The following is a 13,350-nucleotide window of genomic DNA, read 5'->3' on the forward strand; positions in this document are numbered from 1 at the left end:
CATGACCGTTCACTTCATCGGCGCCGGCCCCGGCGCGCCCGACCTCATCACCGTCAGGGGCCGCGATCTCGTGGCGCGTTGTCCGGTCTGCCTCTATGCCGGCTCGCTGGTGCCGCCTGAGATCATTGCGCTGGCGCCTGCGGATGCACGCGTGGTCGATACCGCGCCGCTGACGCTGGACCTGATCATGGCTGAGATCCAACAAGCGCATGAAGCGGGCCTGGATGTTGCGCGGCTGCATTCGGGGGATCTGTCGATCTGGAGCGCGCTGGGCGAGCAGACGCGCCGCCTGCGCGCTCTCGGCATTCCCTGCACCATCACGCCAGGCGTGCCGTCCTTCGCCGCCGCCGCGGCGGTGCTCGGCAAGGAGCTCACGCTGCCGGAGGTGGCGCAATCGGTGGTGCTGACGCGTACCTCCGGCCGGGCCTCGGCCATGCCGGAGAGCGAGACGCTGGAGGCTTTCTCCCAGACCGGTGCGACGCTGGCGGTGCATCTTTCCATCCACGCGCTGCCCCGCGTGGTGGCCGAGACGACGCCGCATTACGGCAGCACCTGCCCGGTCGCGGTGGTCTTCCGGGCAAGCTGGCCGGATGAGCGTGTCGTCACCGGTACGCTCGGCGATATCGAAGACAAGATCGCGGCCGAGCCGATGGAGCGCACCGCCTTGATCTTGATCGGACGCACGCTGGCCACCGATGATTTCCGCGAAAGCGCGCTCTACGACACCGACTACAAGCGGCGCTATCGCGGCTTCGAGGGGTGACGAGCCGGTCCTCACGCCCCCTCCCAGGGTGTTGGCGTTTGAAAGCCCCGAGAGGGTGGCGCAGCCCCTCGTCCGCCTGCCGGCACCTCCAGTCAACGCAAGAGAGTTGACGACACCGCCAAGGGGAGAAAGCTGCCCATCGTTCTCAGCGACGCGTTGGTGCAATCGTCCGTCAATTCCGGCTCGGATCAGCCAGAAATGTCGCGCCTGGACTATTCGATGTTCGCTTTCCCGGCATTGTGGAAGTTCTTCCTCCTGGTCGCGTCCCCGTCATGTCTTCCCGTGGCTCCCACCTTTTTGGTGCGTTCCTCGCCCTCGCGGCGGGAACGGTGTTTTCGTTCGGCAGCATCACCATTCGTGAGTCGCCGCATCTCGACGCCGTGCAATATCTGATCTGGCGCAGCTTCGGCCTGCTGCCGCTGGTTCTCGGTGTGGCGCTGCTACAGGGCAAGTCGCCGCTGCAGCAGTTGATTTCGGGCGGCTGGCTGGGACTTGGTGGCGCACTGTGCATGACGGTGATGGCTGATTTGTTCATCTTCGCCATGAAGACGACCTCCATCGCCAATGCCCTGCTGTTTTCGAGCGCGGCGCCGCTGATCGGCGCCATATTGGCCCGCCTGATCCTGAAGGAGCGCATCTTCGTCTCCACCTGGGGCGGCATCGCTATCGGCATCGCCGGATTGCTGATCATGACCTGGGGGGAACTGGGCAGCGGCAATGCCATCGGCAATCTCGCTGCCTTCGGCGTGGGCTTTGCCTATGGCCTCTATTCCATCATTGCCCGGCTCGGCCGCGACAGGGACATGTCGGGTGTGGTGACGGGTTGGGCGGTGCTGACCATCCTCACCTGCGGTGCTTTCATGGCGCTGAGAGGGATCACCATCGCCACGCCGATGCTGGAAAACACCTATGCCATGATCCATGGCGCCGTTTTCATCGGTGGCGGCATGTATCTGCTCAATTCGGCTGCCCGGCATGTCGGCGCCGGGCAACTCACCTTGCTGGCCCAGACCGAGATGATCCTCGGGCCGGTCTGGGTCTATCTCTTCTTCGACGAGACACCGCGCCTGACCACCGTCCTGGGTGGCGGGGTGCTGCTTGCGGGCGTGCTCGTCGCCGCCCTCGGGCGCAGCTTCGTCCGCGATGAGGAAGCGCAAGTGGCGGCGCGCGCCTCGGTGTGATCCCGGGACTATACGGGCTCAGGACGACTTCAGGCGCCAGCCACCGAGAATGTGCCAGATCACAGCCAGGAGCACGATGGCGCCGCCGATGATCGCGGCCATACCCGGATCCTCGGCGAAGATCAGATAGACCCACAGCGGGGCCAGCACCACGTCGAGCGTGGAGATCAGGCCGGATTCGGCGGCGGGGATCCGGCGTGCACCGGCCAGGAACATGAAGAAGGCCAGGGGGATCGAGGTGAAGGCGAACAGCGCCAGCACCACCCAGTCCTGCGCCGTCGCCGCGGCGGGCGAGGCGAAGGGCAGGCCCACCAGCGCGGTGAACAGGCAGCAGAACAGGTTGACCGGCAGCATTTCCAGCCCCGGACGGGCCCGCGCGACCACCGCCACGATGGCGAAGGAGGCGGCCATGCCGAGCGCCATGGCGTCGCCGAAGAGATGGCCGGATCCGAAGGAGCCTCCCACCATCACGACCACGCCGACGAGCGCGCCGCCGGAAGCGATCAGCGTGCGCCGGGAGACCCTCTCGCGCATGATCAGCCAGGCAAGGCCGGCGGCCAGGAAGGGCGTGGTGGCATAGATCACCGATACGTTGGCGATGGTGGTGTGATAGAGCGCCCCGACGAAGAACAGCATCGACAGCGAGGCGCAGGCCGCGATGATGAGGCCGAACCAGCCGATCGAGCGGATCGCGGCCAGGCTGTCGGCGCGATGCACATAGACGAGACCGACCCCCATATAGATCGCGCCGATCGCCGCGCGCAGCGACACGGTCGTCCAGGCGTCCACCGTGAGCATGCGGGCGAAGATGCCGCTGATGCTCCAGGCGATGGCGGAGGCGACGACGAGAAAGACACCGAGCCGATGAACGGAACGGGCGTCGGGCGAGGCGGTGATGGCGGACATCGGAAAACCGGGGGTGGGAGGACGCAACTCACATGATTTTCAGCGGCACTCCCAACGGGCCGATGAAGGTGTGATCAGCCGCAATCTCCTTGTTTCCGATGCTTCGTTCAAGGGAGGAAAGCTATCTTGAACGACAAGAAAAGCTTGATGACGGAGACGGCGCTTGCGCTGTTCCTCCACTGTCCCTGCGTTCCTCGATCGCTTTCCGCTCAGTCGTGACATTGACAACTTACGCTATCCGATAGAGCGGCCGGGTCCGCCATCGTCGCCGGGCAGTGCCGCGTCTGTCGCCAGGGCAGGTCGCCGTCCGGCAGGGGCGCCGGACGGCGATCGTCGTCAGCCTGCGCTCATCTTGCTCTCGTAGTCGGCTTCGAGCCGCGTATGCAGGCCCCAGAAGCTCGGCGGTGCGTGTCCTCCGAGGCGGGCCGCGAGGATGTCGAGATGGGTGTGCCAGCCGGCAGCGACGCTGATCAGTTCGTCACGGGTGAGCAGGCGGCTATGGGTGATGGTGATATGGGTCCGCCCGAGCTCCGGCTTGAGGTCGATGCGCACCTGGGAGCCGTCCCCCCAGGCATATTCGATCAAGGTGGGCGGCTCGCAGGCGATCACCCGCCCATGCATTTCCACCGTGCCGTTCAGATGCACATATTTGGGCGGCGGCGGGTCGTCGGGCGACGACAGGTCGCCATTGCGGAAGACATGGTTGACCCGTCCGCCCGGCTGCAAGTCCATCTCGCCGCCGGCCAGCCATTGCTGGCGCTTCTCGGCTTCGGTCAGGAAGGCCCAGACGCGTTCGATCTGTCCGGAAAGAACGCGTTCGATGCGTACGGTCTCGGTGTCGATGATCACGCCGTAGTCGGACATGGTTCAACTCCCTAGAGTAAAGCGCTTTCATGAGCGCTTGTTTTCTCTGATGCTTTATTTCCCAGCCAATCCGACGGATTGGCCAGGGCACCTTTGCGATTCCTGCAGATACCGGCAAATCGCGAGACGCTTCAGGCTCAACTCCCTTGAGGGTTGGCAATCGCATCCGCGATCAGCAAGGCGTCAAGCGTGTCGAGCCGCTGATTCCAGAGTTTTTCATAAAAACGCATCCATTCCAGGCCGGCATGCAGAGGCCGCGGATTCAGCCGGCAGGTATGGGTGCGTCCTTCGACACGGCGTTCCACCAGGCCGGCCTTCTCCAGCACCTTGATATGCTTGGAGGCGGCGGCCAGAGAGATGGCGAAGGGGTGGGCGAGTTCGCCCACCTTGCGGGGCTCGGCGGCGAGGCTGCGCAGCATGGCCCGCCTGGTCGGATCGGCCAGGGCATGAAAGACGGCGTCGAGAGGATCTTGATATTCAACCATACGGTTGAATATCTTCCTTTGCCCCTCAACTGTCAACCAAATGGTTGACGACAGCATCGGACCGATCTCGAAATCGGGGCCGATACTGTCGATTTGGTCGTCGCATGGTTTTTTCCGAAAACCGGTGTCCACTTTGCCGACGATGCTGACTGTTTCCGTCGCGTTCGGCACCTGGGATGTCGCGCCATGCAAAGGCGTTTCCGGCAAGGCCCTGTCTAGTCGCCACGAGCAAGAGGGAGAATTCCATGGCCGCAGCAGCCAAGACATTTGCAGCTAAGACATTTGCAATCGTTGGAACCGGGGTCATCGGTGCCGGCTGGGCGGCACGGGCGCTCGCGCACGGCCTGGACGTCGTCGCCTACGATCCGGCTCCGGGCGCCGAGGAAAAGCTGCGTGCGGCCATCGACAATGCCTGGCCGGCCCTGGAAAAGCAGGGGCTCGCCGCCGGTGCCGACCGCAAGCGCCTCAGCTATGCCGGTTCGATCGCCGAAGCGGTCGCCGAGGCGGACTTCATCCAGGAGAACGCGCCGGAGCGCGAGGAGCTCAAGCAGGACCTGCTGGCGCAGATCGACGCTGCCGCCAAGCCCGGCGCCATCATCGGCTCCTCCACCTCGGGCCTGTTGCCTAGCCGGCTGCAGGCCAGGATGGCCGATCCGACCCGGCTGGTGGTGGGCCACCCCTTCAACCCCGTCTACCTGCTGCCCCTGGTGGAAGTGCTCGGCGGCGAGAAGACCTCCCCCGAGACGGTCGAGGCCGCCAAGGCGTTCTACACCTCGATCGGCATGCGCCCGCTGCATGTCAAGGTGGAGATCGAAGGCTTCATCGCGGACCGGCTGATGGAAGCGCTCTGGCGCGAGGCTCTCTGGCTGGTCAATGACGGGGTTGCCACCACCGAGGAAGTCGACGCGGCCGTGGTCTATGGCTGCGGCCTGCGCTGGTCGCTGATGGGCACCTTCCTGACTTTCCATCTCGCCGGCGGCGAGGGCGGTATGCGGCACATGCTGCACCAGTTCGGCCCCGCCCTGAAGCTGCCCTGGACCAAGCTGGTGGCTCCGGAACTGACGGATGAACTGATCGACCGCGTCGCCGATGGTTGCGAGCACCAGGCCGCCGGGCGCTCGATCAAGGCGCTGGAACGCCGCCGCGACGACTTCCTCATCGAGGTGATGGCGCTGGCCAAGAAATATTGGCCGGAGGCCGAGGGGTTGGAGGGGCGGATCTAGCTCCCCTGGGACCGCAGGCTTTCAGCCGGCTCTTGGAACCGTCACACTTGCACGATGGGCGATGCAGGCGGGACGCCTGCAATCCTAGAGCAAAGCGCGTTCACACGTGAACGTTTGTTTGCTCTATCTCTTTGTTTCGACGCGTCTTTGCGATTCTTGATGATTCCGAGAAATCACAAAACGCTTTGGGGGACTCCCATGCACCTTCTCGACGAAACCGTCCGCCCGGAATGGATCGACTATAACGGCCATCTCTATGACGGCTATTACGCGGTGATCTTCGCCAAGGCCGTGGACGAGTTCCTCGGCCGGGTCTGCCTGACCGAAGCGGTGCGGGAGACGACGCGCCATACCATCTACACGATGGAGACCCATGTCCGCTTCCTGTGGGAGGTCAAGCTCGGCACGCCCGTTTCGGTGACCTGCCAGGTGCTGGACCTCGATGCCAAGCGCGTCCGCATCTTCCTGAGCATGTATGACAAGGTGCGCAACCTCGTGGTGGCGACCTCCGAGCAACTCCTGATGTCGATCGACCAGACCGAGCAGCCGCACGCCGCGCCTTGGCTGCCGCAGAGCGCGGCAGTGCTGGAGGGGCTGCTGAAGGAGCACGCCACCCTGCCGATGCCGAAGGATGCCGGCCGCAGCATCGGCATCAAGCGGTAGTGCTATTCCGGGTGCACGGGCATCCTGCCCGTTCTTGGAAGCAATGTCGCTGGTTGGAACGAAAGAACGGGCAGGATGCCCGTGCACCCGGAAACGCCCCAGCTCGCCAGCCGCCATGTTTGCCGGCTTATATTGAGTCCTGCTGGCATTTCAGCGGGATCGAATACATATAGCCTTATCGACTTGCTGGTGTTCGAGGTTTCATGCGCCGCTTCTTCATGGCAGTGCTGCTGTTGGTGCTATCGATTGGCGGTGCCCGCGGGTCCTGCCAAGACTATTTGGTGCAGGCTTTCGATAGGCTGAAAACTGTGCCTTTCAGAGCCGACATAGTGGAGGAGGGCGAACATGGCTCGAAACTCATGACCACCTACATCCGTCAGTCCGCGGAAGCTATTCGGATCGAGACAAAATACAAAGCCACTCCCACGCAGGAAGATAAGTTTTTAGGTTTTGTTGGTGTTGATAGGGAGCGATGGATAAATGAAGGGGATGGATGGAAAATTTGGGATGGCAACAGTACTAGGTTTTCTAATTTCATAATAAACTATACGAATCCATATATTCCATTTTCTGTAAAAAGATTGAAGGATGTAAGTTGTTTGGGGTCTCTTGTCAGACATGGTTCGTGGCATTCGATATTTGAATTGCCAGAAGGTGGCGATAATCAACACTATGTGTTGTACGTCGACAATGTCACAGGCCTACCGGAGAGTTGGTCCATCGGTGGACAATTTTTCAGCCAGAAAGTGACCTATCGCTACGAAGCTGTTCCGGCGATTAATCCTCCGCTTGCGAAATAGTGCAAGGTAGGGGCGGTTCTCCGCCCTCCCGCTACCTTTCAAGCGCAACGCTTCCAAGAGCGGACATCGCGACATGCCTTCATGTCGCGGAGATGCCCGCGCTCCATGATCAATCCGGCCAGCCGCCGGGGCTGGTCTCGGCGCCGTCGTCATATTTCGACAGCCACTCCACCGCGGTGTCGCGGAAGCGGGTGAGGCCCTTGTAGTCGACCAGTTCGGGCGGCAGGGTCTGCAGCACGCGATGCAGGCGCCGGCCCCATTTGGGCACCGTCACCAGTTCCTCCAGCTTGATCAGGTAGCAGCGGATCGGGAAGACGATGGCGTTGGAGCGCGGCAGGCGGAAGAAGCTCTGCAGCTCGACGCGCAGATGCAGCTTGTTGCCGATATTGTCCAGCGTCAGCGTGGTGCGATCCTTGCCCCATTTGTGATAGTTCTCGGGCGAGGTATCCAGGCGCGGATTGACCGTCATCGTCCAGTTGAGCCGCCGCGTCGGCGAGCCCTGGCGCAGGTTCAGCATGAATTTGAGCGCCCGTTCGAACACGCCGAGCTGGTGGGCCAGCGGCACCGGACCGTGCCATTCCATGAAGTTCATGCCGATATCGAAATCGAGCGACCAGTCGGCCTGGGTGGTCACGATGCCCGCATCCATCCACAGATTGCCGTCGCGCTGGTCGAGCAGGCAGAAATCACCCTGGGACTGGCGGGTGATGTATTCCATCGGCCCATAGGGCAGGGTGGCGACGTCACCGAAGGTGAAGCGATCGTCGATGCCCAGGGGACGGTTGATCCAGTGCCATTGGTCGCCGTTCCGCTCGAGCGTGAAATGCTCGGGATAGGAGGTCGACATGCTCTCCATCAGGAGTTCGAGCAGATCCCAGCCCGCCAGCGTCATGTGGGGCAGGGACTGGCAGCGCAGCGGATCTTCCTTGAGGACCTGTGCCCGATCGGCCATCTCCGAGACATAATGCTCGTCGACGTCGATGGGATGCTCGAAGACCGAGCCGTTCGGGCCTACGGTATGCGGTTCGATATTGACCGCATACATGTAGTTGTCCTTGTCGAAGGGGAACGGGAAGCGGCGGATCCCCGTTTCCGAATTGCGGAAAGTGAAGTCGTCGCGGAAGGTTTCCTGGCGGAATTGGATGCCCATGGTGCGTATCCTCTGTGAGAGCTTCCTGGGACGGCAGGCGTCTCGCCTGCTCTTGGACACACGGCGATTCAAGAGCAGGCGAGACGCCTGCGGTCCCAGGAATTAAGTTACAAATCCAGCACCAGTTCCCGGCCCTCGAAGCGCGAGACGCAGGGCATGACCTTGGTGCCGGAGGCCTTGTCGGCTTCCGAGAGGTAGTGGTCGTTGTGCATGAGCGTGCCGTCGCAGGAGAGCACTCGCGTCTCGCACTGGCCGCAGGCGCCGCCGCGGCACAGATAGGGCGCGTCGACCCCGGCCGCCTCGATCGCCTCCAGCATGCTCTGATGCGGCCCGACCTGGGCCTTCTTGCCTGATTGGGCCAGGGTGATCTCGTAAGGCTTGCCGGAAGCCGGCGCGAGGAACTGCTCATTGTGCAGGTTCTGCTCGGGCCAGCCTTCGTTGCGGGCGGTGTTGAGCACCCATTTGATCATGCCGCCGGGCCCGCAGACATAGAGATGCGTGCCGAGGGGCTGGCGGGCGAGCAGGTCGACCAGGGGGATCGCTTCGCTCTTGGCGTCGCGATAGATGTGGATCCGGCGGCCATAGCGCTCGGCCAGATGGGCGAGATAGGCGCCGTGCTCGTCCGAGCGCACGGCGTAATGCAGCTCGAAGGGACGGTCCTCGTCGGCAAGCTGTGCCATCATCGCCATGAAGGGGGTGATACCGATGCCGCCGGCAAAGAGCAGATGCTTCTTGGCGCGCTGGTCCGGCGGGAACAGGTTGACCGGGTGGCTGATGCGGATGATGTCGCCGGGGCGGACCCTGCCATGCAGGAACAGCGAGCCGCCACGGCCATTGTCGTCGCGCCTGACGCTGATGGTGTAGCAGGCCGTGTCGCCCGGGCGGCTCATCAGCGAATAGGGGTTGCGCCGGAGGGTGGCGCCGTCTTCCATCTCCACCACCACATGGGCGCCGCCCGAGAAATTGGGCAGGGGCGAGCCGTCTACGGGCTTGAAATGGAAGCGCTTGATCTCGGGCGTGACCTGGTGGATCTCGCTGACGCGCACCTCGATCTTGGGTGTCTTGTCACTCATGGAAAGGCCTCCTCGGTCGGCGGAACGACACCGGGCTCTTCGGCGTCGATGCACACGCCCTGGAATGCGGCGATGCGGCGCGAATAATGGTCTCGCACCAGCAGAGTCAGGCCGCAATGGGCACATTTGACCGGCTGCGTGCGCACATGCTCGGTGATGCCCTTGCAATGCACGCATTGCACCCGGCGCTCTTCCGAGCCGCGATGCTCGGTCTGGATGGAAAGATGGTCGACGCCGGCCTCGATCGCAAGCTTCATGGCCTGGCCGATCAGGCCTTCCGTGCCGGCCAGATAGATCTGGGTGCCCATATGGGCCGTCGCCAATGTCTGGGCCAGGCGCGGCAGGGCGGCGGCGATGCTCGGGCCCTCATAGAACATGTCGGGGCCCAGTGCCCTGAGCGCCTCTCCCAGATTCTTGGCAGCGGCTCCGCCGGGCACATAGATGATGTGAGCCCTGTCGAGAAAGGCGGCGTCGGCCGTCTTGGCCGCGTCGAGGATCGCCTGACCGCCCTCAGCATCCGCCACGAACAGGTGCCGCTTGGCGCCGGGGCGGATGGCAAGCGTGCCATAGACAGGACGGCTCTTGATGCCGGATACGAGCATGGTTCTATCGAAACTCCAGCGCGAACGGAAACAGACGCAGCCAGGATCTGGCTATCATGTACAACGGCCCCTCTCCCGCGGGAGAGGGGCCAGGCGCCTCACAGCGCCGTACGCTTCTTCTTCTCCGGATCGTCGAAGGTGATGGTATGGGCGATCGCCGAGCACTGCACGTTCTTGCCCTTGACCTCAAGCTTGGTGCCCTGCTTGGCGACGTCGACGGCCATGCGGGCGATCGCCATCGAGCGGTTGGTCAGGCGCGAATACATGCCGCAGGTGACCACGCCCACCTTCTTGCCGCCGGCCCAGAGCTCGTCTCCGGCATCGAGGATCTTGTCGGTGTCGGCGAGGACGCCGAAGATCTTGAAGCGCTCCTTGCCCTTGAGGCGGTAGTGCTCCTCGGCGCCGCGGAAGCCGGTCTTGCCGGGCGAGACGGTGAAGGTGAGGCCGAGTTCCCAGAGCGTGTCGCCCGGACCCTCGTTCTCGAAGGGATACATCTGCGAATTGTCATAGGGATAGAACAGCAGATAGCTCTCCACCCTGAGCCAGTCGAGCGCGGTGAAGGAGGCGGGCACGATGCCCATGCGCTTGCCTTCCTTGAGGATGGTGTCCCAGATCTCCACCGCGTCCTCGGACTTGCAGAAGATCTCGTAGCCGCGCTCGCCGGTATAGCCGGTGCGCGAGATCATCACAGGCTTGCCGAACAGGGTGGTCTGCATGTGGTGGAAATATTTGAGGTCCTTGATGCCGGGCACATGCTTGGCGAGGTATTTCACCGCCAGCGGGCCCTGCAGCGACAGGTCCTGCAGATCGTCGTCGAAGATGACGGCAACATTCTTGCCGGCAGCATCGCGAGCCATGTCCTCGAAGCCGGTGCCCGAGCCATAGACCGTCATCCAGCTGTTGGGGCCGGTGCGATAGAGGATGCAGTCGTCGGTGAACTTGCCGGCATCGTTGAGCACGCAGGCATAGGCCGACTTGCCGGGCACGATCTTGCGCACGTCGCGCGTGGTCAGGCGCTGCAGCACCTGATGCGAATGCGGGCCGACCAGATGGGACTTGCGCAGGCCGGACACGTCCATCAGCGCCGCCTTGGTGCGGATCGCCTCATGCTCGTCGGCGAGGTCGGACTTGGTATAGGTCCAGGCCGTCTCCATCCCGTTCCAGTCTTCCAGGGTGGAGCCGAGGGCTCGGTGGCGGGCTGCGAGCGGCGAACGCCGCCAGGACATGACACTCATGGATGTTCCCTTCTGTGATTGGTGGCCGGTCTTCGGACCGGTGTGGGTGGGCGGGCAAGGCCGGAGAGCGAGGCCGCGTTACATCCTCACCCTCGTCTTGTCCGGGTCGTAATGGGCAAAGCGCACGACCTTGGCCTTGAGGCGCTTCTGGTGGCCGTCGAGCTTGCCGATCTCGAGTTCGGTGCCGATCTCGGCCGAGCCGATATCGACGCGGGCGAGGGCGATGTTCTTGTCGAGAATGGGCGAACGCATGCCGGAGGTAACCACGCCGATGCGGGCGCGCCCGGCATAGACATGATCGCCGTGATGGGCGGTCTCGCGTCCCTCGATTTCCAGGCCGACGAGCTTGCGCTGCGGCTCGGCCTTGCGCTTGACCAGGGCCTCCTTGCCGACGAAGTCGCCCTTCTTGGAGACCAGCGGCACGGTGAAGGCGATGCCGGCCTCGAACGGGTCGGTCTCGTCGGAGAATTCGTAATGGGCGAAGATCAGCCCGGCCTCGATGCGCAGCATGTCGAGCGCCTCCAGCCCCATCGGCACCACGCCGAGCGGCTTGCCGGCCTTGAAGACGGCATCCCACACGGCCTCGCCATCGCGCGGATGGCAGAAGATCTCGTAGCCGAGCTCGCCGGTATAGCCGGTGCGCGAGACCACAACGGCGGGACCCTGGGCATGGCCGAGGCGGCCGACGGTGGAGCGGAACACGCCGATTTCGTTGGCGGCCGGCTGGGCCGGCGGCGTCCAGATGATCTTGGCGATGAGGTCACGGCTTTTCGGGCCCTGCACGGCGAGATTGTGGAGCTGGTCGGTCGAGGAGCGGATCCAGACCTTGAAGCCCTTTTCCTCGGCGAGCTGGCGCAGATGCACGCCGACATAGGGATCGCCGCAGACGAGGCGGAACTGCTGCGGCCCGAGGCGGAACACGGTGCCGTCGTCCAGCATGCCGCCATGTGGGTAGCAGATGGCGGTGTAGACCACCTGGCCGACCGAAAGCTTGGTGATGTCGCGTGTCACGGCATAGTCGAGCAGCGCTTCGGCGTCGGGGCCCAGCACTTCGAACTTGCGCAGGGCGGAAAGGTCGATCACCGCCACCTTTTCGCGGCAGGCCCAATATTCGGCCACCGCGCCATCGGCGAGGAAGGAATTGGCGAGCCAATAGCCGCGATACTCGACCATGCGGCGCGAAAGGGGAGCGACCTTCGAATGGAACGCCGTCTCCTTGGTGAAGACCGGAGGGGAATCGGGTGTCATGCGCGTAGCGATCGCCTTGGGGAATTCGTGATCGGCGTCATAGACGCGGACCTGGATATCGGTGGGGTTCCAGCCATTGGCTGGATCGATGTCGTCGGCACAGGAGGAGGCGGCGCAGGTGAGGTCGATCAGCGCACGCATCAGCACATAGTCGCCGGGGCGCGACCAGGGCTCGTCGGCACTGATGGTGCCGTCATGGTTGACCTGTGTGTTGAAGAAGAAATTGATTGCCGGCCAGCCGGGGCGGGGAGCGATGCCGTCCTGCGCCAGCACCCTGTTGAAGTTCTCCGAGCAGGAATCATGGCCCGGATAGCCCATGTCGTCGTAATATTTCATGGTGCAGGCGAGGCCGAAGGTGTCGTGCCGCCCGCAGGTGTCCTGCACCACTTCCACCGTGGCCCGCATGCGCTGGTCGAAGAATTTCGAGAACAGGCCGGGGCCGGGATAGGCGCGTCCCATCAGGGTGCGGGTCGCGGTGGCGTCGAGGCCGCATTCGATGCCCTGCTTGAGCAGCTCAGTGTCGAAGGCGAGGAAATCCGAGCATTGGCGCCCATCGATGTCCATGATCTGGATATATTGGCCGGCCTTGACCTCGAAACGCTCCGCGGTCGCGGCCTTCACCCGGAAGTCCTGGACCGGCGTGGCGAGAGGGGCGGCGGGCTGGCTCTGCGGCGCGCGCTTGGCGGTTTCATCGCTGCGCGCGATCTCCAGATGGAAGTCGGTGGCCGGAACCACGGCATCCGCCGTCGAATCGCCGGCCGGCACGATCAGCACGCAGGTCATGTCCCGCTCGGCCGCCAGTGAGAGGGCCTCTCCCGCCGGGGCGTCGGGTCCGGAGATCAGGATGCCGCTGGCACTGGCAAGATCGCGGCCGGCGAGTTGGTGATGGGTGGCGGCGGCATTCTCATTGGCGGCGATCAGGCCCGCCAGTGCATCGCGCGGGGCGGCGGGATGGCCCGAAGGCAGGCTCTCCTGCGCCGCAAAGGCATAGAGCAGGGCGTTCTGGCCGCCCTCCAGATCGGTCAGACGCAAGCGATCGCCCTTGCCGAGGGCGAAGACCTGGCTCGATCCGCCGGCGACACGAAGCATTTCGGCTTCAGGCATGGCAAACCACTCCTACAGGCAAGCGAACGGGCAGGACGCGCCCGGATGATTGA

General features: G+C 63.7%; 13 protein-coding genes. 5 read left to right on the plus strand and 8 right to left on the minus strand.

Going from position 1 to position 13,350, the window contains the following annotated elements:
- The first annotated feature begins 1 nt into the window (after position 1).
- Both cobM and QM672_RS00220 read left to right on the plus strand, forming a co-directional pair.
- The gene (gene cobM, locus QM672_RS00215) at positions 2-763 is read left to right on the plus strand and encodes a precorrin-4 C(11)-methyltransferase (protein ID WP_415080292.1); all 762 of its coding nucleotides are present in this window, start codon (positions 2-4) and stop codon (positions 761-763) included.
- A gap of 272 nt (positions 764-1,035) precedes the next feature.
- Positions 1,036-1,944, plus strand: a complete 909-nt coding sequence (locus QM672_RS00220) for a DMT family transporter (RefSeq protein WP_415080293.1) — start codon at positions 1,036-1,038, stop codon at positions 1,942-1,944.
- Between the two features lie 18 nt (positions 1,945-1,962).
- Here QM672_RS00220 and QM672_RS00225 read toward each other — a convergent pair whose 3' ends face one another.
- The 3 genes from QM672_RS00225 to QM672_RS00235 all read right to left on the minus strand — a co-directional run bounded on the left by QM672_RS00225 (position 1,963) and on the right by QM672_RS00235 (position 4,406).
- Complete coding sequence (locus tag QM672_RS00225) at positions 1,963-2,850, minus strand: DMT family transporter (RefSeq protein ID WP_367625253.1); 888 nt, start codon at positions 2,848-2,850, stop codon at positions 1,963-1,965.
- A gap of 336 nt (positions 2,851-3,186) precedes the next feature.
- Positions 3,187-3,714 (minus strand): SRPBCC family protein, encoded by a 528-nt coding sequence (locus QM672_RS00230; protein ID WP_311940812.1) that lies wholly within the window; start codon positions 3,712-3,714, stop codon positions 3,187-3,189.
- 137 nt (positions 3,715-3,851) lie between these two features.
- Positions 3,852-4,406: an ArsR/SmtB family transcription factor gene (locus tag QM672_RS00235; protein WP_415080294.1), complete on the minus strand. Its 555-nt coding sequence runs from the start codon at positions 4,404-4,406 to the stop codon at positions 3,852-3,854.
- Between the two features lie 38 nt (positions 4,407-4,444).
- Here QM672_RS00235 and QM672_RS00240 point away from each other — a divergent pair, with 38 nt between their 5' ends.
- The 3 genes from QM672_RS00240 (at position 4,445) to QM672_RS00250 (ending at position 6,885) form a co-directional block, all read left to right on the plus strand.
- Entirely contained in the window at positions 4,445-5,422 is a 978-nt protein-coding gene (locus QM672_RS00240; RefSeq protein ID WP_415080295.1) for an L-carnitine dehydrogenase, read from the plus strand.
- Positions 5,423-5,620: 198 nt separating this feature from the next.
- A complete protein-coding gene (locus QM672_RS00245; RefSeq protein WP_394313926.1) occupies positions 5,621-6,085 on the plus strand; it encodes a thioesterase family protein in 465 nt (154 codons plus the stop codon).
- Positions 6,086-6,288: 203 nt separating this feature from the next.
- Positions 6,289-6,885 carry a hypothetical protein gene (locus tag QM672_RS00250; protein WP_415080296.1) on the plus strand — a complete coding sequence of 199 codons (597 nt, stop codon included), beginning with the start codon at positions 6,289-6,291 and terminating at the stop codon, positions 6,883-6,885.
- Between the two features lie 109 nt (positions 6,886-6,994).
- Here the strand turns inward: QM672_RS00250 and QM672_RS00255 are convergent, their stop codons facing one another.
- The 5 genes from QM672_RS00255 to QM672_RS00275 all read right to left on the minus strand — a co-directional run bounded on the left by QM672_RS00255 (position 6,995) and on the right by QM672_RS00275 (position 13,297).
- The gene (locus QM672_RS00255) at positions 6,995-8,035 is read right to left on the minus strand and encodes a heme-dependent oxidative N-demethylase family protein (RefSeq protein ID WP_415080297.1); all 1,041 of its coding nucleotides are present in this window, start codon (positions 8,033-8,035) and stop codon (positions 6,995-6,997) included.
- A gap of 107 nt (positions 8,036-8,142) precedes the next feature.
- The gene (locus tag QM672_RS00260) at positions 8,143-9,108 is read right to left on the minus strand and encodes a PDR/VanB family oxidoreductase (RefSeq protein WP_311940797.1); all 966 of its coding nucleotides are present in this window, start codon (positions 9,106-9,108) and stop codon (positions 8,143-8,145) included.
- Entirely contained in the window at positions 9,105-9,710 is a 606-nt protein-coding gene (locus QM672_RS00265; RefSeq protein ID WP_311940794.1) for a dimethylamine monooxygenase subunit DmmA family protein, read from the minus strand. Before QM672_RS00265 ends, QM672_RS00260 begins: the two co-directional genes overlap by 4 nt.
- A gap of 98 nt (positions 9,711-9,808) precedes the next feature.
- Positions 9,809-10,936 (minus strand): aminomethyltransferase family protein, encoded by a 1,128-nt coding sequence (locus QM672_RS00270; protein WP_149255477.1) that lies wholly within the window; start codon positions 10,934-10,936, stop codon positions 9,809-9,811.
- Between the two features lie 87 nt (positions 10,937-11,023).
- Positions 11,024-13,297: a DUF1989 domain-containing protein gene (locus tag QM672_RS00275; RefSeq protein WP_376717738.1), complete on the minus strand. Its 2,274-nt coding sequence runs from the start codon at positions 13,295-13,297 to the stop codon at positions 11,024-11,026.
- Between the last annotated feature and the right edge of the window lie 53 nt (positions 13,298-13,350).

The organism is Labrys sp. (in: a-proteobacteria) (assembly GCF_047605565.1).
Lineage (GTDB): Bacteria > Pseudomonadota > Alphaproteobacteria > Rhizobiales > Labraceae > Labrys > Labrys neptuniae.